The organism is Deinococcus sp. AB2017081, from assembly GCF_034440735.1.
GTDB lineage: Bacteria > Deinococcota > Deinococci > Deinococcales > Deinococcaceae > Deinococcus > Deinococcus rufus.
The window spans coordinates 82,383-108,687 of record NZ_CP140100.1 but is presented as its reverse complement, the minus strand read 5'-3'; the positions used below and the strand labels follow the sequence as shown (position 1 = coordinate 108,687).

Genomic DNA, 26,305 nt, shown 5'->3' with positions numbered 1-26,305 from the left:
TGGTGTGATCGGGCATCGAGATCCGGCCCGGACGGGTGGTTCGTACGCGCTGTGGCCGGATCGACCCCGTCCCCCGGACTGCGCCAGCGGGCCGTCCCGACCACTCCAGACTGTTCCGACGGTTCTGGCAACTTAACCTCGGTAGCGTAGTGAGCTGTGAGTGACCGGAAGCCATACCGCCACCGTTTTCCCCTGAGCGTCATCGGCTACGCGTTGCGGCTCTACCACCGGTTCCCTCTCAGCCAGCGTGACGTTCAGGAGCTGCTTCACGAGCGTGGAATCATGGTCAGTCACGAAACGCTGCGGCAATGGAACATCAAGTTCGCCCCCCTCCTGACTGAGGAACTGCGCCACCGGGAACCCCGTCGGGGTTCCCGGTGGTTTCTGGACGAGGTGTACATCGAGGTTGGTGGACAGAAGCACTGGCTCTGGAGGGCCGTCGACGAGCACGGTGCCGTCCTCGACATCCTGCTCCAGCCCCACCGGGATACGGCGGCCGCACGAACCTTCCTCACGCGACTGCTCGGTGAGTACGAGGTTCCGGAGGTCATCCACACCGACAAGCTCTGGAGCTATGGGGCGGCCATTCGGGAACTTCCCGTGCTCCACGCCGTGGAGCACGTCCAGGTCATGTCTGCGGCCCGATGCAACAATCTGGTCGAACAATCGCATCGACCCACACGGCAACAGGAGCGAAGCCAACTGGGCTTCAAACGACGGCAGCGAACGCAAGAATTCCTTGCCCTGCATGCCCGAGTCTCGAACCTTCACCGCCCCACCCGAACGACCGTTCCCGCCGACCTTCGACGACGCAACCAAACCGCAGCGCTACGCCTCTGGAAAGAGGCACTGCAGGAGGCGGCTTGAGAATCAAGCCGCCTCCTGCGCTGTTCCGGCCCCAATGAGGTTAAGTTGCCAGAACCGTCATGGTACCGGAAGGGCTTCAGGGGGCATGGTGCCGCCTCCCACATCCGTCGTCGTCATCTCAAGCCTCAGTCCACGTGATTCCGGAGGAAGGCGGGCATCTTGGCGAGCCAGCGATCCATCTCCTTGCGCTGCGCCTCGTCCAGTCCTCCCAGAAACCGCCGGCTTCCGAGGCGGCGTGCGGCCGTCGCGGCCAGGTCAGGCCGCTCCACGGGGGTCGCCAGGCGCTCGACTTCCTGTTTCAGTTCCGTGCGGCTGGCGCCGCCTTCTGCAAGGGTGATCAGGCGGCGCATGTGCTCTGCCGGCGCCGCTACGATCACAGACGCGACCGTCAGGGGCAGGCCCCGTCTGAGGGCGTCCAGCACCGCGTCGGGCCAGCCGAGCACCCGCAGCTTGTTCTTGGCGAACGACAGCCAGCTCTCCCCCAGCGGCGCGAAGGCGGCAGCGAGGGCCGCGGCCTCCTCCCCCGCGGCTTCCTTGGTCAGCCGGATCAGGCGCGACCGGGCCTCATTCCGTTCCAGGTGTAAGGTGGCGGCCGCGAGATCCAGCTTGGCGTCCACCTCGTCGATCACGTTGAGGTTCTCCCGCTGGAGGTTCTCGATCAGGGCCATGATGCGGGCCTCGTGATCGCTCAGGGTGCGGACGACCACCGGTACCTCGGTCAGTCCGGCGAGCTGGGCAGCCCGCCAGCGCCGTTCTCCCGCGACGATCTCATAGGTCGTCCCGGATGGTCGCACCAGCAGCGGCTGCAGCACCCCGTGTTCGCGGATGCTTCCCGCCAGGCTCTCCAGGCCGGTCGCCGGGAAGGCGCGGCGTGGTTGCCCTTGCCCGGGGGCGAGATCACTGACGGGAAGCGTGCGGACAGGAAGGTCAGGGGCCGCGAGCAGCGCCGCAGAGGCACCAAGCAGGCCGCCCAGATTCGGGCCCTTGCGCTTTCCGCTCATGCCGGCACGTCCAGGTTCAGCGCCTCCATGACAGAGCGGGTCAAGTCCTGCACGTCACGGTGCACCGGACTTCCGGCCGCAAACACACCGACGGGCTGGCCGGCACTGCTGGAGTCGAGCCAGACGGCGCCACGCAGCGGCACGGGTGGTGACAGGTTCGGCAGGATGTCGCGCAGGGCCTGGAGCACCTCGCGGTCGTGGGATCGCCGACCCTCATACATCGTGGGGACGTAGAGCGCCACGCTGAGTTCAGGACGCAGGCGGTGGTAGAGCTCCAGAGCACTCTGGAGGCCCGGCAGGGCGTCCAGTCCCTTCTGCTGGGTCAGCACCGGGACGATGAGGTGGTCGGCCGCCAGGGCCCCAAGCGCGGCCAGTTGACCCAGGCTGGGTGGGGAGTCGATCAGCACGACGTCATAGGTGTCCTTCAGCTGAACCAGGGCGTGACGCAACGTCAGCACCGCGCCGATCTGACCGCTGATCTGTGCTTCTGCAAGAGAGAGGCTGATATGGGACGGCACCAGGTGAAGCCCATGCACCGACCTGGGGGCGGGCAGGGCCTGGCCTTCCAGCGCCACGGGGTAGACCGTCTCCGAGAGATCGACGTGCTCGACCCCGAGCCACTTTGTCAAGGATGCCTGAGGATCGAGGTCGATCAGAAGCACCCGCTGGCCCTGGGTGGCGAGCTGGTGGCCGACATCGCGCACCATGGACGTCTTGCCGGCTCCCCCGGCGTGGTTGAACACCGTCGCAATCTTCACGCGGTCACGATACCGCGCCGGGCCCATGGTCTTACCGGTAAGACCGGCACAGAGATCACGCTGGAGAGCCGCCTCACGCTCCTGGGAGAGCTGCGGACTCAGGCGGCGGTTCACGGCCGCTGTCCTGTCTGGCGGATCCGGTGCGGCAGACGTGACTGCGAGAAACCCCGTCAGCTGAACGGAGCCATCGACTCCATGCGGCATCAGTCGTTCGAGCGGGTGCCACTGATCTGCGTTCAGATGTTTTCTGAGAAGCACGCGCAACATGGAGCGCAGCACGGCGTACTGCTCAGCCGGGCGGAGGCGCTTCAGTTGAGCGATCGCGCTGTCGGCAATGGTTCCGGAAACGTGATCTCAGCGGGGCCGTCATGACGCAGCAGGCGGCCAGATCGTCAAGCTGCCTGCTGCATCGCTTCTCGCCAGAGGAGATGGGATGCAGCTGGGTTGTTTCATTTGAGGTTCGCAGGAATTCTGATCCGGGTAATCCGGCAAAGGTTCGAGACCAGGGCGTGCAGATAGAGGACGTCCTGCGTTGGTGTGAGCAGGTGGGCCGCAGGCTGGGGCGGGGTGCCGTGGGTTCAGTGTCCGTCGTCTGGGCACTCCGAGCGTGGGGGTCGTCTCCCGCGGCTGGAAGCGGATGTCCAGCGCACCCCCGCTGTCCTGCACCGATCGGCCCAGCTGGTGCCCTCCCACGGGTGTGACAAGGTGTTCCGATATGGTGGCGCGGTGCTGAGCGGTCGGGAGCTCCCAGGGCATCAGGCGCCTCTCGAGGTGATCAATCTCGCTGTCTGGCGCACCTCTTGGTGTTCTCCGAGCTACCACAACATTGACGAACGTCGTCTAGAACGAGGACTCGGTGTTACTCACGAGTGGATCCGCGCGGAATGCGTCAACTTCAGTGATCTCTTCGCCTATGGCCTGCGCCACCGGAAACCCCGAGGCGGTTCCCGGGCCCATCTGGACGAGATGTGCGGGTGCACTGGTGGCGTCAGACACTGGCGGTGGCGGGCGGTCGACGATCACGGAGCGGTGCTGGACGTCTTCATCCAATACTCTTATGACACCGAGGTTGCCACATCGTTCGTCGCTCGCCTGCTGGGTCGGTACGACGTGCCGGAGGGTAGTCACAGCGACACGTTGAAGAGCTCTGGGGCGGCGATCCGTGACCTCTTCGTGTTCCACGCTGTCGAGCACGGTCAATGGTCTCTACAGCCCGCTGCAACACGCTGGTCGAATCGTCTCATCGACCCACGAGCAACGCGGGTTCCGGTCACGAAACCGAGCACTGGACTTCCTCGCCCTCCATGACCGGACCTCGAACCTTCACCATCGGTCTCGCCCGCTACCAGCATTGGCTGAAGTGCCCGTCGGTGGGAGCCAGCCGCGTGAGGGGGCGGTGGCCCCCCGGCGTCCTGGGCCGTCCAGTGGGTGTCAAGAACAGGCTGGTGACGGCGTCAGTCTGCGGTGTCGTGGCCATTCCAGGTATCGTGGCCGGGCGTTGTGGTTGGCCTGTGCTCGCGCCCACGACCAGGGTCAGGACTGGACGTGGGCCGGAGCCCATATCACTCCTGCGTCCAGCACGATGTCTGGTTCGAAGCGCTGCTGGGCACGAAGGCCGACGCGCCGGTCGCGCGGATGGGGACTGGCCTCCGCACCTGCGGATCGTGATCGTCTCGGCGGCAACGCCGGATGAACAAAGCTGATCTCGTCGCCCGCTTCGGCCCCCCTGTCACCGACGAGCCACATCCCGCCTGCACCCGCTGCGGCGGTGAGAGCGTTCTGGCCGACATGCACGGCGGCGAGACCGTTCCCGCGCCGTGCTGGTGCGTGGTCTGCCCGCGTGACCAGTTCGCGCTGCTGGTGGGCTGGAGGCATCATGGTCAGGGAGCGCCCAGCACCACGCGGACGCCCCCTGACACCGTGGTTCACTTCAGGTCGTGGTTCTGTTTCAGGTCATACACGCGCAGGTAGTCGAAGCGGGCGGTGAAGCCAGCGCCGCCCAGCGACACCAGACCGATGCGGGCACTTCCCCCCAGGGCATGCGTCCAGGTGCCGCCCCGTGTCCAGTGCTGTCCGTCGCGGCTGGAGGACGCGGTGTACTGCTCCTCGGCGCCGTCCAGGCGGCGGGCCAACCGCAGCCAGATGGTCGGGGCGCCGGCGCTCAGCACGGTGTTGCCGTAGCGCGGGAAGCCGGGGGCGCCGGCAGCGACCTCCTTGCCGAACTCGAGCTGCCGGGTCTCGAAAATGCTGACCTGCGCCAGCTTCACGTAGCGGTCGTCGTCGCCGTAGACCACCAGGCCGGCCTGCGAGTAGTTGAAGCAGCAGCCCTCAGGGGGCAGGTTCAGCGTCAGGCGGGTCTCGACCACGTAGTCGCCCTGAGGGGCGGGGCGCAGCAGCACCGAGGCGTCGTCGCGGTCTTCGAAGAGTTCGGCGTTCTGGGTGTCGAAGCGCAGGGCGCCGTTCTCAACGTTCACCATCCCGGCGACGGGCGGCCGAACCCAGCTCCAGCTCGGGCTGAGGCCCGGCGCGGTGAACTCGTCGCTGTAGGCTCCCAGCAGCTTGCCCGGCACGTCCACACGCAGTTTCGGGGTGCGGGTGCGGTCGCGGTCGCCGGCCTGCGCGGCGGGGGCCGGCAGGGGCTCATCCGAGGCCCACAGGCCGCCGCGCACGGTGGGCCAGCCGTCCACCCAGTCCAGCGGATCGAGCAGCGCCGGGCGCTGGTTGATCCCCCCGGGCTCGGCCAGGTACGGATCGGCCCGGTCAATGGCGTGGTAGACCGTCCAGTCCTGCCCGGCCGCGTCGGTGAACACGGCGTTGTGGCCCGGGCCGACCCAGCGGTTGCCGTTCATGCTGATCACCGGCGTGCCCCCCACGTACGTGGCGTTCAGGTCGACCCCGTCGCGGTCGAGAAAGGGGCCGCCGGGCTCCACGGAGCGGCCCACGAAGACGCTGTACCCGGTCAGGGGGCCCCGGCAGCAGTCCGAGCTGGACACGAACAGGTAGTAATAGCCGTCATGCCGGAACACGTTGCTGGCCTCGTAGCGGTTGGCGCTGGCCACCTGCACCTGGGTGGCCGGGTCGGAGCGCAGTCCGTCGTCCGAGAGCCGGCGCACCGAGATGCCGCCGAAATACGAGCCGTAGTAGATCCACTTCTGGCCCCGGTCGTCCTGGATCACGGCGGGATCGAAGGTCCAGCGGCGGCTGTCCGGACAACAGGGGGCCGGATGGGGCTCGACCACCGGGGCACCCGCGTCCGTCCACGGCCCCAGCGGGCTGTCGCTGGTGGCCACCCCGATCGCGCTGCCGCCCGCCACCGTCTCGCTGGCGGTGTAGTACAGGTGGTACCGGCCGTTCAGGTACTCGACGTCCGGGGCCCACAGGCCCGCGTCCGGGCGCACCCATGCGGGCTTGTCGGGCAGGGCGTCGCCCACATACGTCCAGTTCACCAGATCACGCGACCGGGCCATGCTGATGGGGTGGAAGATCAGGTTGCCGCTGGCGTCCCGGTCGTTGCCCGAATGCGGATCCGTGGTGCAGTACAGGTACCAGTCCGTGTCGCCTGGCGTCTGTCCACGGATGATGTCGGGATCGGCACAGGTCTCGATGCGGCCACGTTCCGTGGAGATGGGCAGCGGGTTGGTGTACGTCAGCGGTGGACCACGGCGCTGGGCGCCGAGCACCGACTCGACCTGCAGCGTCTGCTGACAGCCCATCAGCGTGAGGGCGGTGGCGACGGTCACGGGCCAGCCGGACGAGCGGCGATGACGGAGCCAGAAAGCCAGGATTCCAGGCATACCTTCCCCCTTGGGTTGTGGAACTCCTGCCATGTAAGCACTGGTTCGGGGCCGGCGAACAGCCGGGCCTTAAGGCTTCCATCACCGTTGTGGTCGGGCGGGGCCGCGCCAGGGCCGCCATACGCCGGATCGGGGGCTTCTGTCATCACGCGGGTCTGGATGTCCAGCGCCCCTGTGCGGTTCGCCCTGGTCATGTGATGGCCTGCGCGGGTGGGCTGCGGGCCGCTGAAAGGGCCTGCTGGCCAGCGAGGGCTCCTCGCCAGATCGCCGTGACGACTGACCCCGGCAATGTCCGCAACCTTCTCCTGCGCGGCAAACATGGCCGTGCCGTACTGGAGCGACGCCAACGCGTGCCCCTGCAAGGGCATCCAGGCGTTCATGTTCATCTTGTCGACGATGCCGCCACGGTGCGCCCATCACGGTCTTTGGACTTCGGCGTGCAGGTCACGGTCTTCCCCTTCACCAGCCCGCCCTGAGCCAGCGCCGCCCGCTGCCCACAGCGGTACACCGTCCCGGCCTTCGTGCAGGTCTGCGAAGATTCCGGGGCATCGATGCCGAACCGCCGGACGCGCACGCCCTGGATCTCCAGCGTGTCGCCGTCGATGACCGAGGCCACGCCGACCAGCAGGGCGGGCGCGGCGTGGGCGGTCGCCAGCAGGAGCAGGAGGAACAGGAAGGCGCGGCGCACCCGCTGATGGTGCCACAGCGTGGGCGCGGGCCTGGGCCGGGTCAGGCGGTGGTGTCCAGAATGAGCTGCAGCGTCTGGGCAGGCATGTCCCAGTGCGGGAAGTGGCCGCTGTGGTCGAACCAGTGCAGCCGGGCGTCGGGGAAGAGCGCCTGTGCCCTCGCGGCCTGTACCGGCAGGCACACCCGGTCCCAGCGCCCCCAGCCGATCACCAGCGGGTGCGCCAGCTGGCCCCGGGGCAGCCCCTGCTGCGCTGCGCCGAACGCCAGGGTGTGCAGCGCGTCGTCGGTGGACGGCGAGGCGGCGAAGCTCCTCATCTCGGTGAGGGTGAGTTCCGGCGCCAGGGCCCACGGGTGCGAGGAGAACTGGGCGAACAGGGCGCTGCGGCCGACGGGCGACGCCGTCAGGGCAGGCATGACCGGCTGGAGCGCCCGGATCAGCGTGATGGACGCGGCCACCGTGCTGTAGAAGAAGCCCCGTTCCCAGCCCTGCCAGAACCCGCCCGGATCGAGCGACACCACCGCGCCCAGGACGCCCCCGCGCCGCGCGAGTTCCAGCACCAGCCGGGCGCCCATGGAGGTGCCCACGGCATCGATGCCCAGGAGATCCTCGCGCGTCAGGAACTCGGTCACGGCGTCGGCGAGCGTGGCGATGCTCACCTCCCCGGACAGGGGGGGGGTGTGGCCGAAGCCGGGCAGGTCGACGGCGATGACCTCCCGCTGCGCTTCCAGTCCGGGCAGGATCGGGGCCCAGGTCTGCCAGGAACTGCCCAGCCCGTGGATGAGCAGCAGCGGTTTGCCCTGGCCGCGCCGGACGTGGACGAGGGGAGGCGCGGAAGCGTCCTGGGCGGGGGGCCGGGGGGCGGGCGTGGGCGAAGTCATCCCTTACTGTCGGGGCGTGCGGTGTGGGCGGCCACCCGGTCACGCCAAGGCCTCTTGGGCCTTGTCCGGCGGGGCCTCCCGGTCGGCAGAGGGTGGACGGCGACGGCGCTGCACCAGCCGGTGGCGTCCGGCCGCGTGGGCGCGTACGCCGACCGTGGCCTGCCGCCCCCGGATCGCGTGTGGGCGCGGCCGACCGATGGCCTGACCGTCCTGCACCACATCTGGGCGCGCGCACTGACGGAGGTGGCCGTCATGCACTGGGGCCTGCTGCCCGCGACGAACTGGACGCCAGAACTGGCCCGGCGGTTCATCAACACCAACGCCCGCACCGAGACGCTCCTGGGCGTGCCCAGTTTCGCGCCGTCCATGTCGCCGGGCTACCGCTGCGTGGTGCCGCTCAGCGCGTTCTTCAATCGGCCAACTGAGGCGCAGGGCGTCGTCTACAAGCTGCTGACGGGTGAAGGTCGCGTGCCCCTACGCGTGCAGGTTCCTCGCCGATTTGATGACGTACTGCCAGGCGGTGTTCATGGTCATTCCTCCTCAGCGCAGGGCCATCATGGGCTTCCAAACCTGGGTGTCCTAATCCAGGTAGCGCCAGAAATTCGAGCCGCTGGTGTTCTGCCCAACCGCGCCGATAGCGGCGGCGGACAGCGAGGGGTAAAGAGTGCCGTCGACCTCCAGGCCGTCCGGGCGGACGGTGCCGAAGCGGTCGACGTTCTTGTACGTGGTGCGCAGCTGTGTGCCGACCGGCAGGGTGAAGCTGTAGCTGAACCAGTCCGCCAGCATCTGGGGTGGGGGAGACGGTGCGGTGGGCTCGGTGGGCAGGTCGAGCAGGCGGCGCAGCACCATGGTGTGGGTGTCGTGCTGGCTATGTTGCCTGAACCGGGTTGGGGGGGCTGACCGTCCCTGAGTGACGAATCCGTACATCCATACGATCATTCAGCACTCGGTCTGGCTGGATCACCCCTTCCTGCTCAGCTACCGAGATGTCTCGGAGTTACTGTACCAGCGAGGCATTCAGGTCAGCCCCGAGACCGTCCGAAAATGGTGCATCAACGTCGGCACCCTCTGTGCTGAGCAACGACGCCATCGGGAGCCCGGTTGGGGCTCCCGATGGCGTCGACCTTGGGCGCACAGGTCGCCGACCGTAATGCTCCAGCTGCGGACAGACTCGCGGGTGCCGCAGCTCCCCCGCTTCAGCAGACGTTCTTCAACATCCCGGCAGCTCAGCGTGACGTGGTGGTACAACCGGGCGGCGTAGCCGATCACAGCGTGGGGCGATCTGTGGCCGCGAAGTGTCCGATCGCTCAGCACCGCGTGACCCGAACCCAACAACGTGCCACCACCGCGTGTACCCGCGGGCGGAGGGCTGGGGCCATGTGGGATGCCGGAGGGCGTCACCGTGCTCACAGCTGGGGCGGCCGCACGGCGAACCGGCCCGGCGGGCGGACGCGTACTCCACGCCGGCGTCCATACCGGCGCAGCGGCGCGCGTTCATGCAACTGATTCTGGTCGGGTGGGCCGCGTGAGGCCGATCGTGCAGGCACCGGCTCCTGCAGGCCTGCAGGGGGTCGCACTCCCCAGGCACGATGCCGGCAGGGCGCGGCTGGCGAACCATCGGAAGCGCCGCCGCCTGGCCCTCAGGCCGGCCAGGATGCGGGTGCGTGGATCAGCGGGCGCTGGGCAATGTGAACCCAAACGTCGCTCCCTCACCCAGGACGCCGTGCGCCGACACCTGCCCGCCATGCCGGGTGATGATCCGGCGGACGTTCGCGAGGCCGACCCCCGTGCCCTCGAACTCATCGGCCCGGTGGAGGCGCTGGAAGATGCTGAAGAGCTTGTCCTGATACCTGGGGTCAAAGCCCACGCCGTTGTCCCGCACGAACACCGCCCATCCGTCCGGGCGCTCTTCTGCCCACACCTTGACCACTGCCTCTTCCCGACCGCGCGTGTACTTCAGTGCGTTGCTCAGCAGGTTCACCATCACCTGGCGCAGCAGGTCGGGATCCCCCACCACCAGCGGCAACGAAGGAACGTGCCACGACACGCGCCGCTCCAGGACATCCACCGCCAGCTCCCCACGCACGGACGCCACCAGCGCCCCGAGGTCGACCACGGCCATGCGTAGTGGCTGCCGAGAGGTGCGCGACAGGTTCAGCATGGCGTCGATCAGAGTGTCCATCCGTGCCGCCGCGTCGGCGACCAGGTGGAGGTACCGGGTCGCCTTGGGATCCAGGTCGGCGCCGAGGGATTTGTGCAGGAGTCCGTTGAAACCCTGAATGTGCCGCAGCGGAGTACGCAGGTCGTGCGAGACGCTGTACGCGAACGCCTCGAGTTCCTCGTTGGCGCTCGCGAGCGCCACGGTCTGCGCGGCGAGCCGTTCCCGCTCCCGCGACAGGTCGGCCACCTGCTCTGCCCGGTCGAGCGCCAGGCTCAGGCTGCGCCCCACGGTCTCGATCACCGCGCGGTCCACGGCCGACCAGCCGACGCGTCCGAAGGCCGCCACCCCGAAGATGCCCCGCACCCCCCGGGTCGTCCGGAGGGGAACCATGGCCGTGGCGGTCACGTGCGTGACGTGGGGCGCAAGATGGTCGGTGACCTCGTCGTACACCTCCTGGTAGTAGGGTTCACCGGTCTCGAAGGGGATGCGGAGATTGCCGGTGGTCGCGTGTGGCAGGCCCTGCTCGTGGGCGCGCTGGAGCTCTGCATTGCCATACTCGCCGCGCATCCGCCGCACGACCCAGTACTCGCCCTCGCGCTCGTAGTACACGGCCACATCCAGAGGGATCAGACTGCCGATCCGTGCCTGAGCCCGTCCGATCAGGTCATCGGGGTTCAGGTCGATGGTGAGGTCGCGCGTCCACTCCTCGAAGGCCCCCAGGGCCCGGGTACGCGCGTCAAGCTCAGCATGCTGACGCTGCAATTCCGCAGCAAGCCGAACCGTGTGGAGGGCCGACGCGAGCTGCCCGCCGCACAGCTGCAGAAAGTTCCGGTACACCGTGTCGAGATGTTTGTGCGGATTCAGACCGACGGCAAGCACTCCCAACGGCTGGGCCACTCCTGACAGGGTGAGTGGCAGCACCAGCAGCTGCGTGACGGACGCTGGCCATGACCCTGCGGTCAGGGACGGCACCGGAACCACGCGCTCCTCGCGCACGCCCAGCCAGGGGTGGGACGCGCGCTGCCAGACCGCCACCTGCTCGTCGCTCAGCCCGGCCGCGCCGCCGAGGTGGAAGTCCCCCCCCGCAGTGGGCACGTACAGCAGCAGACACGGCAGGTCGTGGGGATTGTGCTCGGCGACATCCTGCGCCGCCTGCACGACCTGTTGTGGGGTCGTGGCACCAAGCAGGTCGGCGGTCAGGGCCGCGAGGGAGCGGGTACGGCGCTCCGAGAGCACCCGTTCAGTGGTTTCAGTCACCGTGGAGAACACGCCCTCGACGCGCTCATCAACGTACACCGGAGTGTAGCTGACATCGAAATAGCGCTCTTCCAAGTACCCATGGCGCATCAGGGGAACCAGCAGGTTCTCGAACGCGGCACCGTCCCCACGCAGTGCAGCGTCAAATACCAACTTGAGGTCAGAGTACCCGTCGCGGCCGAAGATGTCGGCGGTGCGGGCGCCCAGGGCGGCTGGGTGCCTGTCGGTACCGAGAATGGTGCGGTAGGCGTCGTTGTAGAGGGCGATGAGATCAGGCGTCCATGCGAGGTACATCGGTTGTCTGGACGCGAGCAGGAGATGCACGCACGTGCGCAGCGCCTCCGGCCACGTGTGGGACGGCCCGAGGGGCGTGGAGGCCCAGTCATGGGCCCGCATGAGTGCCCCCAGGTCACCGCCCTCACGGAAGAGCGGGTCGGGCTGGGGGGGGGGCTGGGAAGTCATATCGCGGCCACCAGAGTACTGTCCGTCGCACTCCGTGGGCGGCCAGGCGGCGCCGTGCTGGATGTGGGCATGTCGATCCTGCATGATTTGGGCGTCAGCGAACCGCCAGGGCGCTGTGCCTCCAGGTCGCGTGGGCGGGCCGCCACAAGCTCCACCTGGCACGACAGTTGCAGGCCGTGGTCAGGCCGATGGCAGGTGGTGGCGCCCCCTCGACGCTGTGCACGTCACCCGCCGACCGGTTGTGGCAAGGTGTTGGGTTCGGGTGACGCGGTGACCCTCCCCCCACTTCCGGTGCCAACCTGACTGCAAATCCAGTGGCACTCTGGGAGACGCATGAAGGGAACACGGTACACCGAGCAGCAGATCCTCGACATCCCCTTGCAGCGTGAGGCCGGCACGGCCATCAGCGATCTCTCGCGACTCCATGGAGTCGCGATGACGACCATCTACCGGTGGAACGCCCGGTATGGCGGCATGTCCAAGGATGAGACCCGAAAATTCCGCCAGCTGGAGGACGAACATCGCCGTTTGAAGACGCTCGTCGCTGATCTGTCGTTGGACAATGCTATGCTCAAGGAAGTCGTCGGAAAAAAGTGGTGACGCCTGGGACGACGTCCCAGGCGCAGACGCCGCTAAAACACCAGATGGTTGGTCTGCTGCAAGGCTCGTTCGACGTCAGCGAGCGTCGGGCCTGCCGGGTGCTGGGCTTCTCGAGAACCACGCAACGAAGAAAGAGCCCCAAGAGGGTGAACGACCTCGTGCTGATCGAGCGTCTTCGTACCCTGGCCGCCGAGCGACCGCGTTTCGGATATCGACGTCTGTACCTGCTGCTGAGGCGGGACGGCGTGTGGATCAATCACACGTGCGTCTACCGGGTCTACCGCGCTGAGGGGCTGGCGGTCAGGCAGAACGCTCGCCGGAAGCTTGCCCTCGGCGAACGTCAGCAGAAACCACAGGTTTCTGCTCCCAATCAGCGCTGGAGTCTCGATTTCATGGCGGATCAGTTGGCCTCGGGGCAGCGGTTTCGCGTCCTGAACGTTGTGGACGATTTTACCCGCGAGTGTCTGGTCATGTATGCCGGCGTTTCCATCACCGGGCTCGATGTCATTCGCCAGCTCACCGACGTCATCCGCTTCAAAGGGCGGCCGGCGTCCATCCTCACGGACAACGGGCCGGAATTCGCAGGCAAAGCCCTCGACATCTGGACGCACGAGACCGGCATCCATCACGTGTTCATTCGACCTGGAAAGCCCGCCCTGAACGCCCACATCGAGAGTTTCAATGGCCGAGTTTGGGACGAGTGCCTGAACCTCCACTGGTTCCAGAGCTTGGAACAGGCTCGAGCCGTCCTCTCGACCTGGCGGGTGGATTACAACCACGTTCGTCCGCATACGTCGCTCGGTGGACGCTCACCGAACGAATTCGCCCGCCTGAACCAGGCAGGCTGAAGTACGTTGAGATTTGCAGATCAACTGGCACCGCAATTGGGTCACCCTCACCGCGCGCACCACGCCATCGCGCGGCTGGAGACATGGGCCCGCGCCGCGCCACAGTTGGCCATCCTCGCCGACTGCGCCGCGTGGGGTGAGCCCTACGCGGCCGATACGCTCGACCTGCCCGGATGGCTGTGGCGCTGGCGGCCGCTGCTCATGGTGCTCGTCCGCCGCCTGCAGGGCTGACCCCTCGGCAGGACGGGCGATCCTGGGAACCTCACTGATTGTCGACATCGGCCACGTCTTCAACGCCGACGTGACGGCACACAGCGACCGCGGCGCTCGAGGGGCGCGGTCTCAGTCTCGAAGGCAAGGGTGGTGCGGGGGGCGGCGCGGCAGTCTACGTGGCCTGCTGGTGGCCGCCCAGCCCATGGCCGCGTGCCCGGCTTGTGCGCGGCGCTGCTTCCCTGCATGGCCCACCACGCGTGGCAAGGGCTCGGAAGCGGGTGCCTGTAGTGTGCACCGGGACGGTCAGGAACGCCACTCCTCCCAACCCAACGCCTGATGCAGGATCCGCAGCTGGGCGAGAGAGACCCACAGCGCGACGTGCCCGGCCCGCGTCATGGACAGCCGTTCGGCGGCCTCGACCGCTGTTGACGTGGATCCTCGGCCTGCCGCAGGGCGGACGTGGCGATGGCCTCCACCGGCCGGTGGCGCAGCTGGGAACGTGCAAGGAGCTGAACGGCAGCGTCAGGGGAGAGCCGGTTGAAGCCCGTCGGCGGGTGCCGGTCGGCTCGGCACCCTGATGCGAACACCACTGAGCTTGAGGGCATGTTTAAACTTGCGGTCAAGAACAGTTGCGCTGCTGAGGCTTAGGGTGGAACGCGAGGTGACGCTATGGAATATCGTCGATTGGGCCAATCTGGGTTGCAGGTCAGCGAGCTCTCCTTCGGTGCCTGGGTGACCTTTGGCACGCAACTGGATGCGAACAGTGCGCTGGAGCTGATGTCCGCCGCCTACGACCGCGGATGTAATTTCTTCGACAACGCCGAGGTGTACGCCCGAGGCCAGGCGGAAACCATCATGGGCCAGGCACTGGCCAAGGCGGGCTGGCGGCGCGACAGCTACATCGTGTCGAGCAAAGTGTTCGGCGGAGCGGTCGAAAACCCAGCGCCGACACAGCGGGGACTTTCGCGCAAGCACATTTACGAGGCGTGCTACCAGGCCATCGAACGCCTGCAATGTGAGTACCTGGATCTGTACTTCTGTCATCGCCCAGACCGCACGACGCCCATCGAAGAAACGGTGCGGGCCATGACCGAACTGATCCAGCGCGGGGATGTGTTGTATTGGGGAACGAGTGAATGGTCGGCGCAGGAATTGATGGAAGCCTACGCGGTTGCCCGCCAATACAACCTGGTTCCCCCAACCATGGAGCAGCCGCAATACAACATGCTCACCCGCTACCGGGTCGAGGTCGAATACCGTCGCCTGTACCGCCCGGACACGCTCGGGCTGGGCACCACGGTCTGGTCGCCGCTGGCAAGCGGACTGCTGACCGGCAAGTACAACGATGTGGTTCCGAATGACACCCGCATGAACCTGCCCGGGTACGAATGGTTGAAAGCCAGGCTCGAGAGTGAAGAAGGCCAGACCAACCTGGTCAAAGTCCGTGGCCTGGCCAAGATTGCCGACGACCTGGGCACGACCTTGCCGAAGCTTGCCCTGGCCTGGTGCGTCAAGAATCCACATGTGAGCACCGTAATTACGGGTGCCTCCAAGGTCACCCAGGTGGTGGAGAATTTTTCCGCGCTCGAGGTGGTTCCTCAGCTCACCGACGAGGTGATGGCGGCCATCGATGCGGCACTGGGCAACAAAGAAACCCGTTTATATGGCTCGAGCGAGTAACACCACCCTCGGGTGGGTTCTGGCAACCTAACCTCCGTGGAGCTGGAGTAGCTCAGCAGGCGGCTTGATGTTCAAGCCGCCTGCTGCGCCGCGTCTCGCCAGAGCAGCTGCGCTGCAGGTTGATTGCTTCGTCGGAGGCAGTAGGGACGGTCGTTCGGGTGTGCTGGCAACGATGCGAGCGTCGAGCCTGCAGTGCGAGGAATTCTTGAGTCTGCCGCCCTGTGAAGCCGAGCTGGCTGCGTTCCTGCCGCCGGGTCGGCCGATGGGATTGCAGGGTCAGGTGTGTGCAGCATCCCGAGGAGACACCTTGGACGAGCACCACGCGGTCAACCGGGGGAAAATCTCACCTGGCCGCACCTTGGCTTCACACGTTGATGGCCATCACGGTGCATGAGGCGGACATCCAAGACCGTGCCGGCGCGGTCTTGCTGCTGCGCGATCTGCCGAACGTCTTTCCGCGCATGCAACACGTCTGGGCCGACGCGGGATACACCGGCAAACCGGCGGGCGACATCAAAACGTACCTGGGCTGGACGCTGGAGATCGTGAAGCATCCCTGGTCGGGCTGGCAGGGTACCTGGGCACCAAAAGACGCACGTCTACGAGTCGTGGTGGAGCGGACGTTCGCATGGTTGGGCACGTCCAGGCGGATGGCGAAAGACTACGAAGCGCTGGTGGACACTGCGGAGAACCTGGTGTACGAAGTCATGATCCGGATGATGGTGCGCCGACTGGCAAAAGACCCACTCTGACCTTTATCAGACGCACTTTAAGGTGCCAGAACTGTGGTCGCTCAGCCGTCCACCACCTGCAGAGTGCCGAGCCGGCCGTTACGCTTCCGCTGAGCCGCGCACGAAGGCCTTGAGCGTCGCGACGCGTTCCCCGGCCACCGCGGGGCGGATCGTGTAGGCACCGACGGCGGCCGGCACGATGAAGGTTTCGGCGTAATGCACAGTGAAGGGCTCGAAGCGTCCCGTGGGACTCTCGACGATCGCGGCGGTGCCGGCCACGAGGTTGAGCACGTTCACCGTGTTGGCAGTGTGGTGGGCGACCAGGGCGCTCGTCCAGTGGCGGCGCGTCTCGATGAACTGCAGATCGTCGAGTCCCGTACGCTCCTCCACCCAGCCGTCACCGCGGGCCACTTCCTCGGTCAGGCCGAGGAGGTGGCGCTGCACCCAGGCGGTGTCCCGGTTCCACTGGATGTTGGCGCGCCCATGTTCGAGGTGGATGGGGCGGGGGAGACCGTCTAGGCCCACGCGGCCCCAGTCCCACAGCTTGAACGTGAAGATATACGGCGTGGCGGAGATCTCGAGCACCATCGCGCCGGCCCCCGAGCAGTGGACGGTTCCGGCTGGAATCGGGAAGTGGTCGTGGGGGCGGGCCGGGATGGCGTTGACGTACTGCAGGGCGTCGAACTGGCCCGTGGTCTGGGCGGCGTCGAGGTCGGCCAGCATCCGGTCTGGATCCGTTCCCTCCTGCAGGCCAAGGTAGACGACGGCTCCTTCGGCGGCGTCGAGGAGGTAATAACTCTCGTTCTGGGTGTACGCCACGCCGAACTGCTGCTGGATGTAGGAGGTCATGGGGTGCACCTGGAGTGACAGGTTGCCGCCCTGCATGGTGTCGAGAAAATCGAAGCGGATCGGGAATTCCGCGCCGAAGCGGGCGTACGTGCGGGGACCGAGCAGCTCCAGCGGTCGCTGCAGCGTCACGTTCATGGCCGGCATCTCGAGCGTGACGGAGCCGTAGGCGTACCGCAGGCTGTTTTCCTCTGGGACGCCGTCGAAGGCCCACGCGTAGTTGGGGGGCGTGGGGTCGAGGCCGCACACGGCCTTCATCCACTGGCCGCCCCACACGCCGGGATCGAAAAACGGCACGAGCCGGAAGGGCCGCTCGACGGTGACGCGCAGGCTGGCGTCAAATGCCGCCCGGTCGATCAGCACAGGCTGCGCGGGGTCGTTGACGTCGAGGTAGAAGTCCATGTGCGGGAACACGCGCTGTTTGTGCCGGTCGGCCACCCGCCACTCGATGAAGTAGCCGCGCTTGTATTTCCTCAGCGCGTCGTCGTCGGCGTTGTCGGCGTGCCAGTTGGGCTGCCCGCGCCGCTGACGCTGCTGGATCTCCCAGCGGGCCAGGTCCGCGACGACCACCACGGCCGCCGCCGGGGCGGCGAGGGCCGCGCCCCAGCCGTACACCAGGGTGGGGCCGGTGGCGCGGGCGATTCGGGTGCGGAGTGCCGCCAGGTGCGTGGCGTCGTAGAACTCCAGCAGGTCGTGGGGGGCCATCACGCCGAACACCCGGTCTGGCGTCAGGAAGCGCTCCAGCCGCGCGGTCAGGATGTCCGGGGCAAGGGCGGCGTCCTCGACATTGATCAGGGTGTAGTCCGGCAGGCCAGTGGTTGCCGCCGTCACCAGCGCGTCCAGGTCGGTGCCGGGGTAGGTGTCGATGACGAGGATCGGGACTGCCCGTTCGGCGGCGGCCGTGGCCAGCGCGCGGCACACGGCGTCGGCGCCGGCGTGTGCCGCGTGGCCGGGGACGGGGATGGTGGGCTGCCGATCGTAGCGGCTGTGGGCGGGGTCAGGACGGGGCACGCGGTCTCCTCGGGGCGGGTCAGTGCGGCGAGGTGGCGGGGCCGCCCGGGTGCCTGACCTTCATCATGACTTCGGTGTAGGGCGTGACGGAGTTGAACAGGGCGATGGTGGCGGCCCCGAGGGCCGCGTCGTCGCTCAGTTCGGCGGCCAGGATCCGGGTGGGGGCCACGATCTTCGGCTCGTAGCGCTGCGTGGCTGCTCGCGTCCGGGTGAGCAGGGCGTCGAGCAGCGGGGCAGGCCACCGGCCGCCCATGATGACCACCTCCGGGTCGAGCAGCGCCTTGACGCCGGCGACGCTGCGGGCGAGCCGGTCGGCAGCGTGATCCAGCCACGCGGACACGGCGGGCTCACCCCGCCCGAGCGAGGTGACGACGTCCTCCAGCGTCAACGCGGGACCGAGGGCGGGCTGGAGGTCGCGGAGCAGCGCCGGGATGGAGAGGTACAGTTCCAGGCAGTCGGTGCCGCCACAGGGGCAGGGGCGCTGTTCGGAGCCGGCGGGGGTATGCCCGAACATGGCTGCGGCACCGGTCGCGCCGCGGAACGGCTGGCCGTCGGCGAGCAGGCCGCCGCCGACCCCCATGCCCAGGTAGATGTAGAAGAGGTTCTGATACGGCCGCCCAGCTCCGAACCAGCGTTCGCCGATCGCGGCGGCGGTCGAGTCCGTCTCGACGTACACCGGCACACCCGTGCGCTGCTCCAGCCACGCGCGGGGAACGGTACCGTTCCAGCCTCGCAGGTTTGGCGGCGACATCAGCCGCCCGGACTGGGCCTCGATCGGGCCCGGCAGGCTGATGCCGACGCCCCACAGCTGCCGCTCCTCCAGACCGGCGTGGTCGAGGAGCGCCTGCAGGGCGCGCAGCACCTCGGGCAGCGCCTGATCGGGCGTGGGCACGTGCCACTCCAGGTGGGTGCGGGCGAGCGGGTGCCCGGAAAGATCGAGCAGGACGCCGGTGAGGTGGTCACGGTCGAGGTGCAGCCCGGCGGAGTACCCGCCCTGGGCGCGCAGACCGAGCAACTGGGCCGGCTGCCCGCGGCGGCTGGACTGCTTGCCGCGCACCTCCACGATGCCGGCATCGAGGAAGCGCTCGACGATGTTGCTGATGGCCTGGGTCGTCAGGCCGGTGTGGCGGCTCAGCTCCGCCTTGGAGATGGTGTCGTGCTGCCGGATGGTCTCCAGGATGATGCGTTTGTTGTATTGGTGGGCATATTCGACGTTGGTTCCAGACAGCATGGGGGCTCCGGGCGTGGCGGCGAGGGTGGGGCGGCTTGACAAGAGCCAGCGTAGCATCTCAGAATAAATCAAGTTACTTACAAATAAGTCTGGTCGGCCCCCGCGCCGCCCCCCGTCCTCCTCACCCGTGACGCGTCACCAGGAGCCGCCATGTCCCGTTCCGTTCTCGCCCTCGATATCGGCGGCACCCACGTCACTGCCGCGCAGGTCAGCCCGGCGGGCGTCCTCCGGGACACCGTGGTGCGGCACGCCGTGGACAGCGGGTGGAGCGCCGACCGCCTGCTCGACGCGTGGGCCGGCGCGGCCCGCGCGGCCGCCGGCACCACGCCGTGCGCGCGGGTCGCGTGCGCCATCCCCGGCCCCTTCGACTACCCCGGCGGCATCGCCCACTACGAGGGCAAACTGGCCGCCCTGGCGGGCCACGACGTCACCGCCGGCCTGCGGGCGCGGTGGCCCGCGTCGCCCCTGGCGACAGTTCCACTCACCTACGTCAACGACGCCGTGGCCTTCGCCCTGGGTGAGGCGGCGGCCGGCCACGGCCAGGGGGCCCGGCGGGTCATCGGCATCACCCTCGGCACCGGCTTCGGCAGCGGCTTCATCGCCGACGGCCAGCCCGTCACCGGTGGCCCGGACGTGCCCCCGGGCGGCGAGGTGCGCCTGCTGCCGGTGCGCGGCGGCGTGGCCGACGACCACCTGAGCGGCCCGGGCCTGCGGCGCGCCCACGTGGCCAGCGGCGGCGACGCGCTCGACGCGCGAGAGATCGCGGCGCGCGCGGCGCAGGGCGACGCCCGGGCACGCCAGGTGTTCCACGACTTCGGCCACGACCTCGGCACGGTGCTCGCCCCCTGGGCCGAACGGTTTGGCCCGGACGTGATCGTCTTCGGCGGCCAGATCGCCCGCGCGTGGCCGCTGTTCGCGCCGGCCTTGGCGAACGTCCTGCCCACCATGACGCTCGCCCGGAGCACGCTCCTCGACGACGCGAACCTGCTCGGCGCGGCCGCGGCCGCCCGGGCGATCCCCGGCCCGGCCGAAGCCGTGACGGCCCGCTCCGCCACCCCGCCCTGAGTCCACCCCGCGCCCGCCCCGACCGCCCGTCCGCCGCTCCCGCCCCCCACCCTGGAGGTTCCACCATGCGTGTCCCCACCCGCCCGATCATCCTGCTGACCGCCGCCTGTCTGTCCACGGCCGGCGCCGCCACCCTGGAACTGTGGAACGACAAGGCCGCCGACTGGGGCGCGAGCTACACCAAGGTCGCCGACGCCCTGCGCCCGGGCGGCATCGACTTCAAGCAGGTGCGCTATCCCGACACCACCTCCTATCAGGCCGCCGTCCGCACGGCCCTGTCCGCGCGCCGGCCCCCGGACGCGTTCACGTGGTGGTCCGGGTACCGCATGAAAGACCTCGTGGACTCCGGGCAGCTCGAGGACCTCACGCCGCTGTGGACGAAGTACATCAAGAGTGGCGAGTACAAGGCGGACGCCGCGAAGCCCTTCACCTTCGGCGGCAAGATCTACGGCGTGCCGAACAACGTCGCGTACTGGGTCGTGTACTACAACAAGGCCGTGTACGCCAAGGTCGGCATCACGCCCCCCACCACGTGGGCGCAGCTCCTGCAGAACAACGACAAGCTCAAGGCCGCCGGCGTCACGCCCTTCGCCCAGACGGTCGACGGGCGCTGGCAGTCGTTCATCTGGTTCGAGCAGTTCCTCGCGAACTCCGATCCGGCGGCCTACAACAAGCTGATGGTGGGGCAGATCAAGTACACCGATCCGGCCGTGACGAAGGTCTTCACCACCTGGGCCGACTGGATCAGGAAGGGCTACCTGTCGGATCCCACGCTCAGCACCGACGCCAGCAAACCCGGCGCCATGCAGCGCCAGTTCGCGCAGGGCAAGATCGCCAACATCCTCAACGGCGACTGGATGACGCCGCAACTCGTGGCGGCCGGCGCCAAGGCCAACACCGACTTCGGCGTGTTCATCCTGCCGAGCATGACGCCCGGCACCACCCCCGCCCTGATCAGTGAATCGAGCCCGATCGTGGTGCCCAAGAACAGCGCCAACAAGGCCGCCGCCCTGAAACTCGCGGACGCGTGGATGGGCACCAAGGCCCAGACGCTGTGGACGAACCTGCAGAGCTTCAGCCCCGTGAACCTCAAGTCCACGCCGGACAGCGCCCTGACCAGAAGCCTCGTCACGCAGCTCAAGGCCCGCGACTACACCCTCCTCAACCGCATCTGGGAAGCGACGCCCACCGAGATCATCGAGCCGGGCGTGGACGAGTTCGCCAAGTTCATGCTCGATCCGCGCACCCAGGGTGCCGTGCAGGCCAACCTGCAGAAACTGGCCGACGCGTACTGGTCGACACACAAGTGAGGGACGGGGGGCCGCGCCGTCCCGGCCCCCCACCCGCTTCCCCCCCGGCCGCCGCGTTCACGCCGTGAACCGTCCAGGCCAGCGAGGCTTCCCATGCAGAAAGTGGTTCCCTCAGCGCACGCCGCGCGCCGCGTGCCGGCGCGCGGCGCGTGGTCGCAGCGGCTCCAGCCGTACTTCTACGTGGTGCCCGCCGCCCTGTTCGTCACGCTGTTCATGCTCTACCCGATGGTCTCCACCCTGTGGCAGAGCGTCACGGACGCCAACGGCCTGAACGCGCCGCGCTTCGTCGGTCTGGCCAACTACCGCGCGTTCCTCGCCGACCCGAACACGCTCAACGCCCTGCGCAACTCGCTGCTGTGGGTGGTCGGTGCCGTCACGCTGCCCGTCGGCCTCGGCTTCGCGTTCGCGCTGCTGCTCGAGCGCCTGCCCGGGGCGGCCCTGTTCAAGAGCAGCGTCTTCCTGCCGTACACCATCTCCGGCACGGTCGCCGCCATCCTGTTCGGGTACGTCCTTGACGCCAACAACGGGCTGCTCAACCTGCTGCTGCAGTGGCTGGGCCTCGGCAGCCTCACGCACCGCTGGCTGTTCGAGTCCCCGCAGAACACCTGGTCGATGATCGCCGCGTACACGTGGCAGGCGACCGGCACCAACCTCATGATCTTCCTGATTGGCCTGCAGGGCCTGCCGAACGAGCCCCTGGAGGCCGCGAAGATCGACGGCGCGAGCGGCTGGACGTACACCCGCCGCATCCTCATCCCCATGCTCAGCCCCTTCATCACCATCAACGTCCTGATGGCCGCCATCAACGGCTTCAAGACCTTCGACCTCATCTGGGTGATGACCCAGGGCGGGCCCGCCCGCACGTCCGAGACGCTCGCCGTCACGATGTACCGCGAGAGCTTCGCGCTGTTCCACCAGGGCTACGGCGCGGCCATCGCCGTGGTCATCTCGGTGATCGCGCTGGTGTTCTCCTACAGCTACCTGCGCACCACCTTCCGCCAGGAGGCGTCATGACCACGGCCACGCCACGCGCCGCCCGCCCGGCCCTCCGGGCCCGCGTGATCTTCCTGATGTTCCTCGGCGCCCTGATCTTCGTGTTCTGGGCCCTACCGTTTGTGGTCGTGGGCATGAACGCCTTCAAGAGCGGCGAGGAGTACTTCAACACCACCGTGTGGACGCCGCCCCGCACGAGCCACCTGTGGGAGAACGCCCAGGCCGTGTGGCGCGCTGGCGTGGCCACCGGCTTTGCCAACAGCCTGCTGTACGGCACCGTCAGCTCCCTCATCGCCGTGGTGCTCGGCGCCTTCGCGGCCTTCAGCATCACCCGCCTGCGGCTGAAATTCAGTTTCGGGTGGTTCATGCTCATCTACGGCGGCACCATCCTGCCGGCCCAGATGCTGCTCATCCCGCTGTACAAGGCGTACCTCACCACAGGCCTGTACGACACGCGCGCCGGGATGATCCTGTTCTACGTCGCGTACGCCATTCCCTTCTGCACCTTCGTCATGCGCGCCTTTTTCACCGGCGTTCCGTGGGAGATCCAGGAAGCGGCCAAGCTCGACGGCTGCGACAACTGGCGGCTGTTCTGGCGGATCATGATGCCGCTGGCCGTCGCGCCCGCGCTGGTGCTGATCCTGTTCCAGTTCACCGCCATCTGGAATGACCTGCTGTTCGGCCTGATCCTGTCCAAGTCCGACCACGTGCGGCCGATGATGACCACCCTGGCCGGGCTGTCCGGCACGTACAGCAGCATCACCGCGCCCACCCTGATCACCGCCGCGCTGATGTCGAGCGCTCCCACGCTGCTGCTCTTCGTGGCGCTGCAGCGGTACTTCATCGGTGGCCTTCAGCTCACCAACGCCGGCGAGTAGGTGCCGGTCTGCAGGGGAACCCCATGGTCAAGGAAATCTGGCTGATCCACCACTCGCACACCGACATCGGCTTCACGCACCCGCAGCCGATCGTGTTCGAACTGCACCGCCGCTACATCGACGACGTCCTCGACCTGATCGACCGCCACCGGGACCGCCCCGACGACGCCCGCTTCCGCTGGACGGTCGAGATGGCCGGCATCGCGTGGGACTGGTGGCGGCACGCGCCGCCCCGGCAGCGGGAACGCTTCCTGGCGGCCGGGCGGGCCGGCCTCCTGGACGTCGGGGCGTTCCGCTGGAACATGACGCCCCTGGCCGACCACGGCGTGTTCGCCGACCAGTTCCGGGAAGCGGAGTTGCTGCGGGCCGAGGGCCTGACCATCCGCAGCGCGATGCAGTGCGACGTGGACGGCCTGCCGTGGGGCGCGGTGCAGCTCATGCGCGACCACGGCATCGACGGCTTCACCATGGCCATCAACGAGCACTTCGGGCGCGCCGTATCGCCCCGGCCCGGCGCGTTCCACTGGGCGGCGCCCGATGGCGGCACCGTCCTCGCGTGGAATGGCCCGCACTACCACTCCACGCCGAACCGGGCCATGCGGATCGGCGGCCCGGTCGACGAGGCCATCCCCGCCACAGACCGGTACCTGGCCGCGCTGCACGCGTACGGGTACGCGCTGGACGTGTTCGGCGTGCAGCCCACCAACCTGTATTTTTCCGACAACGACCTCCCGGACGCCGGCCTGCCGGACTTCGTCGAGGCCTGGAACGCCACCGGACATCCGGTGCGCATGCGCCTGGCGACCGTCACGCAGTACCTCGACCGCCTGCGCCAGGAACCGCCCGAGCGCATCACCACCCAGCGCGGCGACTGGACGGACTGGTGGAATTTCGGCGCAGGCAGCACCGCCCGCGAGACGCGCCTGCACCTGCAGGGCCAGCGCGACCTGACGACCGCCCACCAGGTGCAGGCCTGGACGCCCGCGCCCCCCCGCTTCGCCGCCCTGGCCCAGGACGCCACGGATCAGCTCACCCTGTACGCCGAGCACACCTGGGGCGCGGACTGGTCGGCGGCCAGCGCCGACAGTGACGAGACGGCCATCCAGCTGAGCCACAAACTCGAATACGCCTACAAGGGCGCCACCCTCGCCCGCTACCTCAAGCGTGACGCGCTGCACGCGCTCGCGCAGCACCTTCCCGGTGATGGGCCGTGCCTGCTCGCGTACAACCCCCTGGCCCACCCGGTCACGACCATGCTGCGCGTGCCGGTCAACGCCGCCCGGTACGCGGACAACGCCTACCACCTCGCCCAGCGGTTCGATGTCGAGTGGAACGGCCGCAAGGGCCAGGAGCGCTGGGTCGGGCCGGTGACCCTCCCGGGGGCCGGGTATGCCATCCTCCCTCTGCACGCGGACGGCGACGTCGCCGCCACCGTCCCGACCCCGCCGACCGGCCTCGGCGCGGTGTCGCCGGACGACGCGCTGCGCGCGGTGCCGGAGGCGGTCAAGCTCTCGGAGCGGGAGATCACCAACGGCCTCGTCACACTCCAGCTCGACGACCGTGGCGGTCTGGGGAGCGTCCGCGTCGGGGGCCGCGAATGGAGCCGGGCCGGGCAGGCGCTCGGTCAGGTCGTGCTCGAGTCTCCCGCCCAGGAGCGGCGCAGCGCGATCTTCGGCCCGCCGCAGTGGGACGCGTTCGACATGCACGGCGCGTGGCATCCCGAGTGGGAGGCCGTCCGGCAGCCCGGTGCGGTGCTGGAGTCGGCCGCGTCCCAGCAGCCGGGCGCGGCCGAACTCACCCAGCACCTCCAGTTCGAGCGTGGGGAGCGCGCCACGGCCGTGTACCGCCTGCATCCTGGCGAGAACCTCGTCCACATGGACGTCACCCTCCACCTCCTGCCGGACAGCCGGCCACGCAGCTATTACCTGCACCTCCCACTCGGGCTGGACGACGCTGCCGTGACCCATTTCGAGACGGCCGGAGCCGTCGTGGAGTTCGACCGGGAGCAGCTCCCCGGGAGCAGCCGGCACTACGTGACCACGCTCGACTGGTTGAGGATGCAGGACGACCACGCGGGCGTGACCATCGGCACGCCGGACGCCCCGCTGTGGCAGATCGGCGGCTACACCTTCGGACGCTTCGACGGCACCGGCCCCGCCCCACATCCACAGGCCACCCTGAACGCGTGGCTGACGAACAACTACTGGGACACCAACTTCAAGGCCGATCAGGCCGGGGAGCTTCGCTTCACCTTCACCCTGGCCTTCCACGGCGCGGAGCCCGTCGTGGCCAGCGCGGCCCGTGCGCCGCAGCTCATCAGCCGCCCCGAGATCCACGTCTTCGACGCCGTGCCGTCCCGCCCCGGCCTGCCCGATACCCTCGTCGCGCTCGACCTCGGCGGTGTCCGTCTGACCCGGCTCAGCCGTCCGCGCGCCGACCAGCTGAGCCTGCAGGTGTTCAACCCGGGCGACGACGACGCGACCGTCACTCTCGGCTCCGGATGGGCGGTGCCCACCGCCGTGGTGAGGCGGTCACTGGCCGGACACGCCGAGGCCGACGGGACGGCGCAGGATACCCACGTCGCCGCCGTGGTGCCGGCCCGGCGATGGTGCGTGCTTGATGTAAGCCTGGATCCCTCCGGAACCGCGTGACGGCGCCGGCGAGCAGCGTCCTCCGCAGCGAGTCCCACGTGCGCGACCTCCTCGATCTCCCTCTTCACGTACGCGTACATCACGAACGGCTCCCTCACAGGCCGCGTCAGCTGCGCGCGGAGGTCACCGTCAGGCCGATCAGGGGCGACAGGGTGAGGAACACGAACCTCCAGCGGTTCTCCTCGAACGCTGCACGCTCGTCGCCGGAGATGTGCAGCAGGTGCAGGTCGTGCTCGCGGCCGTCCACGACCTGCACGGTCGTGCGCGTCCACACGGAGCGTTCACGGACGAGACAGCGGCACCGCCCGGCCAGACCTGTCGGATCGATCCCCGCGGCCCGGCGGCATGGGTGCCGCGTCCCCCGGTCTCGACAGGTTCCGCC

General features: G+C 68.3%; 23 protein-coding genes and 3 pseudogenes. 14 read left to right on the top strand and 12 right to left on the bottom strand.

The genetic code is table 11. The features are described 5' to 3' along the window. The first annotated feature begins 156 nt into the window (after positions 1-156). Positions 157-867, top strand: a complete 711-nt coding sequence (locus U2P90_RS19690) for an IS6 family transposase (RefSeq protein ID WP_322474909.1) — start codon at positions 157-159, stop codon at positions 865-867. A gap of 125 nt (positions 868-992) precedes the next feature. Here the strand turns inward: U2P90_RS19690 and U2P90_RS19685 are convergent, their stop codons facing one another. Further along, entirely contained in the window at positions 993-1,868 is an 876-nt protein-coding gene (locus tag U2P90_RS19685) for a ParB/RepB/Spo0J family partition protein (protein ID WP_322474908.1), read from the bottom strand. Then, entirely contained in the window at positions 1,865-2,893 is a 1,029-nt protein-coding gene (locus U2P90_RS19680; protein ID WP_322474907.1) for a ParA family protein, read from the bottom strand. The genes U2P90_RS19685 and U2P90_RS19680 overlap by 4 nt, the downstream gene beginning before the upstream one ends. Before the next feature lie 699 nt (positions 2,894-3,592). Here U2P90_RS19680 and U2P90_RS20205 point away from each other — a divergent pair. Then, positions 3,593-3,934 (top strand): DDE-type integrase/transposase/recombinase, encoded by a 342-nt coding sequence (locus tag U2P90_RS20205; RefSeq protein ID WP_380102249.1) that lies wholly within the window; start codon positions 3,593-3,595, stop codon positions 3,932-3,934. Positions 3,935-4,551: 617 nt separating this feature from the next. On the opposite strand, the gene U2P90_RS19675 is transcribed toward U2P90_RS20205, so the two are convergent. From U2P90_RS19675 to U2P90_RS19660, 4 genes are read right to left on the bottom strand one after another with little or no spacing between them, the layout of a single operon-like run. After that, entirely contained in the window at positions 4,552-6,366 is a 1,815-nt protein-coding gene (locus U2P90_RS19675) for a family 43 glycosylhydrolase (RefSeq protein ID WP_322474906.1), read from the bottom strand. Beyond that, a complete protein-coding gene (locus U2P90_RS19670; RefSeq protein WP_322474905.1) occupies positions 6,363-6,806 on the bottom strand; it encodes a hypothetical protein in 444 nt (147 codons plus the stop codon). The genes U2P90_RS19675 and U2P90_RS19670 overlap by 4 nt, the downstream gene beginning before the upstream one ends. Further along, on the bottom strand, positions 6,803-7,108 hold the full coding sequence (locus U2P90_RS19665; protein WP_322474904.1) for a thermonuclease family protein: 306 nt from the start codon (positions 7,106-7,108) through the stop codon (positions 6,803-6,805). Before U2P90_RS19665 ends, U2P90_RS19670 begins: the two co-directional genes overlap by 4 nt. Positions 7,109-7,149: 41 nt before the next feature. Further along, a complete protein-coding gene (locus U2P90_RS19660) occupies positions 7,150-7,986 on the bottom strand; it encodes an alpha/beta fold hydrolase (protein WP_322474903.1) in 837 nt (278 codons plus the stop codon). On the opposite strand from U2P90_RS19660, the pseudogene U2P90_RS20200 reads away from it, so the two are divergent. Then, positions 7,882-8,391, top strand: a pseudogene (locus tag U2P90_RS20200) (SOS response-associated peptidase family protein); the annotation flags it as partial. The gene U2P90_RS19660 and the pseudogene U2P90_RS20200 overlap by 105 nt on opposite strands. Positions 8,392-8,565: 174 nt before the next feature. Here U2P90_RS20200 and U2P90_RS19655 read toward each other — a convergent pair. Beyond that, positions 8,566-8,835: a DUF2924 domain-containing protein gene (locus U2P90_RS19655; protein ID WP_322474902.1), complete on the bottom strand. Its 270-nt coding sequence runs from the start codon at positions 8,833-8,835 to the stop codon at positions 8,566-8,568. Between the two features lie 61 nt (positions 8,836-8,896). Between U2P90_RS19655 and U2P90_RS20195 the strand changes: the two are divergent. After that, positions 8,897-9,103, top strand: a pseudogene (locus U2P90_RS20195) (IS6 family transposase); the annotation flags it as partial. 70 nt (positions 9,104-9,173) lie between these two features. Here U2P90_RS20195 and U2P90_RS20190 read toward each other — a convergent pair. Together U2P90_RS20190 and U2P90_RS19650 are read right to left on the bottom strand one after the other, a co-directional pair. Next, positions 9,174-9,297: pseudogene (locus U2P90_RS20190) on the bottom strand (IS6 family transposase); the annotation flags it as partial. A 358-nt stretch (positions 9,298-9,655) separates the two neighbouring features. Further along, the gene (locus U2P90_RS19650; protein WP_322474901.1) at positions 9,656-11,866 is read right to left on the bottom strand and encodes an ATP-binding protein; all 2,211 of its coding nucleotides are present in this window, start codon (positions 11,864-11,866) and stop codon (positions 9,656-9,658) included. 333 nt (positions 11,867-12,199) lie between these two features. On the opposite strand from U2P90_RS19650, the gene U2P90_RS19645 reads away from it, so the two are divergent. From U2P90_RS19645 to U2P90_RS19620, 5 genes are all read left to right on the top strand, one after another. Continuing rightward, positions 12,200-12,466, top strand: coding sequence for a transposase (locus tag U2P90_RS19645; protein ID WP_322474900.1), 267 nt, complete (start codon positions 12,200-12,202; stop codon positions 12,464-12,466). Positions 12,467-12,510: 44 nt separating this feature from the next. Beyond that, on the top strand, positions 12,511-13,314 hold the full coding sequence (locus tag U2P90_RS19640; protein WP_322474899.1) for an IS3 family transposase: 804 nt from the start codon (positions 12,511-12,513) through the stop codon (positions 13,312-13,314). A gap of 36 nt (positions 13,315-13,350) precedes the next feature. Further along, positions 13,351-13,545 carry a hypothetical protein gene (locus tag U2P90_RS19635; RefSeq protein ID WP_322474898.1) on the top strand — a complete coding sequence of 65 codons (195 nt, stop codon included), beginning with the start codon at positions 13,351-13,353 and terminating at the stop codon, positions 13,543-13,545. Positions 13,546-14,196: 651 nt separating this feature from the next. Further along, positions 14,197-15,207 carry a potassium channel beta subunit family protein gene (locus U2P90_RS19630; RefSeq protein ID WP_322474897.1) on the top strand — a complete coding sequence of 337 codons (1,011 nt, stop codon included), beginning with the start codon at positions 14,197-14,199 and terminating at the stop codon, positions 15,205-15,207. Positions 15,208-15,581: 374 nt separating this feature from the next. After that, positions 15,582-15,959: a transposase gene (locus U2P90_RS19620; RefSeq protein WP_322474896.1), complete on the top strand. Its 378-nt coding sequence runs from the start codon at positions 15,582-15,584 to the stop codon at positions 15,957-15,959. 78 nt (positions 15,960-16,037) lie between these two features. Here the strand turns inward: U2P90_RS19620 and U2P90_RS19615 are convergent, their stop codons facing one another. Together U2P90_RS19615 and U2P90_RS19610 are read right to left on the bottom strand one after the other, a co-directional pair. After that, positions 16,038-17,795, bottom strand: a complete 1,758-nt coding sequence (locus U2P90_RS19615; RefSeq protein WP_322474895.1) for a class I mannose-6-phosphate isomerase — start codon at positions 17,793-17,795, stop codon at positions 16,038-16,040. Between the two features lie 19 nt (positions 17,796-17,814). Then, positions 17,815-19,026, bottom strand: coding sequence for an ROK family transcriptional regulator (locus tag U2P90_RS19610; protein ID WP_322474894.1), 1,212 nt, complete (start codon positions 19,024-19,026; stop codon positions 17,815-17,817). Between the two features lie 150 nt (positions 19,027-19,176). Between U2P90_RS19610 and U2P90_RS19605 the strand changes: the two genes are divergently transcribed. From U2P90_RS19605 to U2P90_RS19585, 5 genes are all read left to right on the top strand, one after another. Continuing rightward, on the top strand, positions 19,177-20,091 hold the full coding sequence (locus U2P90_RS19605; protein WP_322474893.1) for an ROK family protein: 915 nt from the start codon (positions 19,177-19,179) through the stop codon (positions 20,089-20,091). Between the two features lie 65 nt (positions 20,092-20,156). Further along, positions 20,157-21,401: an ABC transporter substrate-binding protein gene (locus U2P90_RS19600; protein WP_295822222.1), complete on the top strand. Its 1,245-nt coding sequence runs from the start codon at positions 20,157-20,159 to the stop codon at positions 21,399-21,401. Between the two features lie 93 nt (positions 21,402-21,494). Next, a complete protein-coding gene (locus tag U2P90_RS19595) occupies positions 21,495-22,415 on the top strand; it encodes a carbohydrate ABC transporter permease (RefSeq protein WP_322474892.1) in 921 nt (306 codons plus the stop codon). Next, positions 22,412-23,272, top strand: a complete 861-nt coding sequence (locus tag U2P90_RS19590; protein ID WP_295822216.1) for a carbohydrate ABC transporter permease — start codon at positions 22,412-22,414, stop codon at positions 23,270-23,272. Before U2P90_RS19595 ends, U2P90_RS19590 begins: the two co-directional genes overlap by 4 nt. Positions 23,273-23,295: 23 nt before the next feature. Then, the gene (locus U2P90_RS19585) at positions 23,296-25,923 is read left to right on the top strand and encodes a hypothetical protein (protein WP_322474891.1); all 2,628 of its coding nucleotides are present in this window, start codon (positions 23,296-23,298) and stop codon (positions 25,921-25,923) included. Between the two features lie 106 nt (positions 25,924-26,029). On the opposite strand, the gene U2P90_RS19580 is transcribed toward U2P90_RS19585, so the two are convergent. After that, complete coding sequence (locus U2P90_RS19580; RefSeq protein WP_322474890.1) at positions 26,030-26,197, bottom strand: hypothetical protein; 168 nt, start codon at positions 26,195-26,197, stop codon at positions 26,030-26,032. Positions 26,198-26,305: the final 108 nt, after the last annotated feature.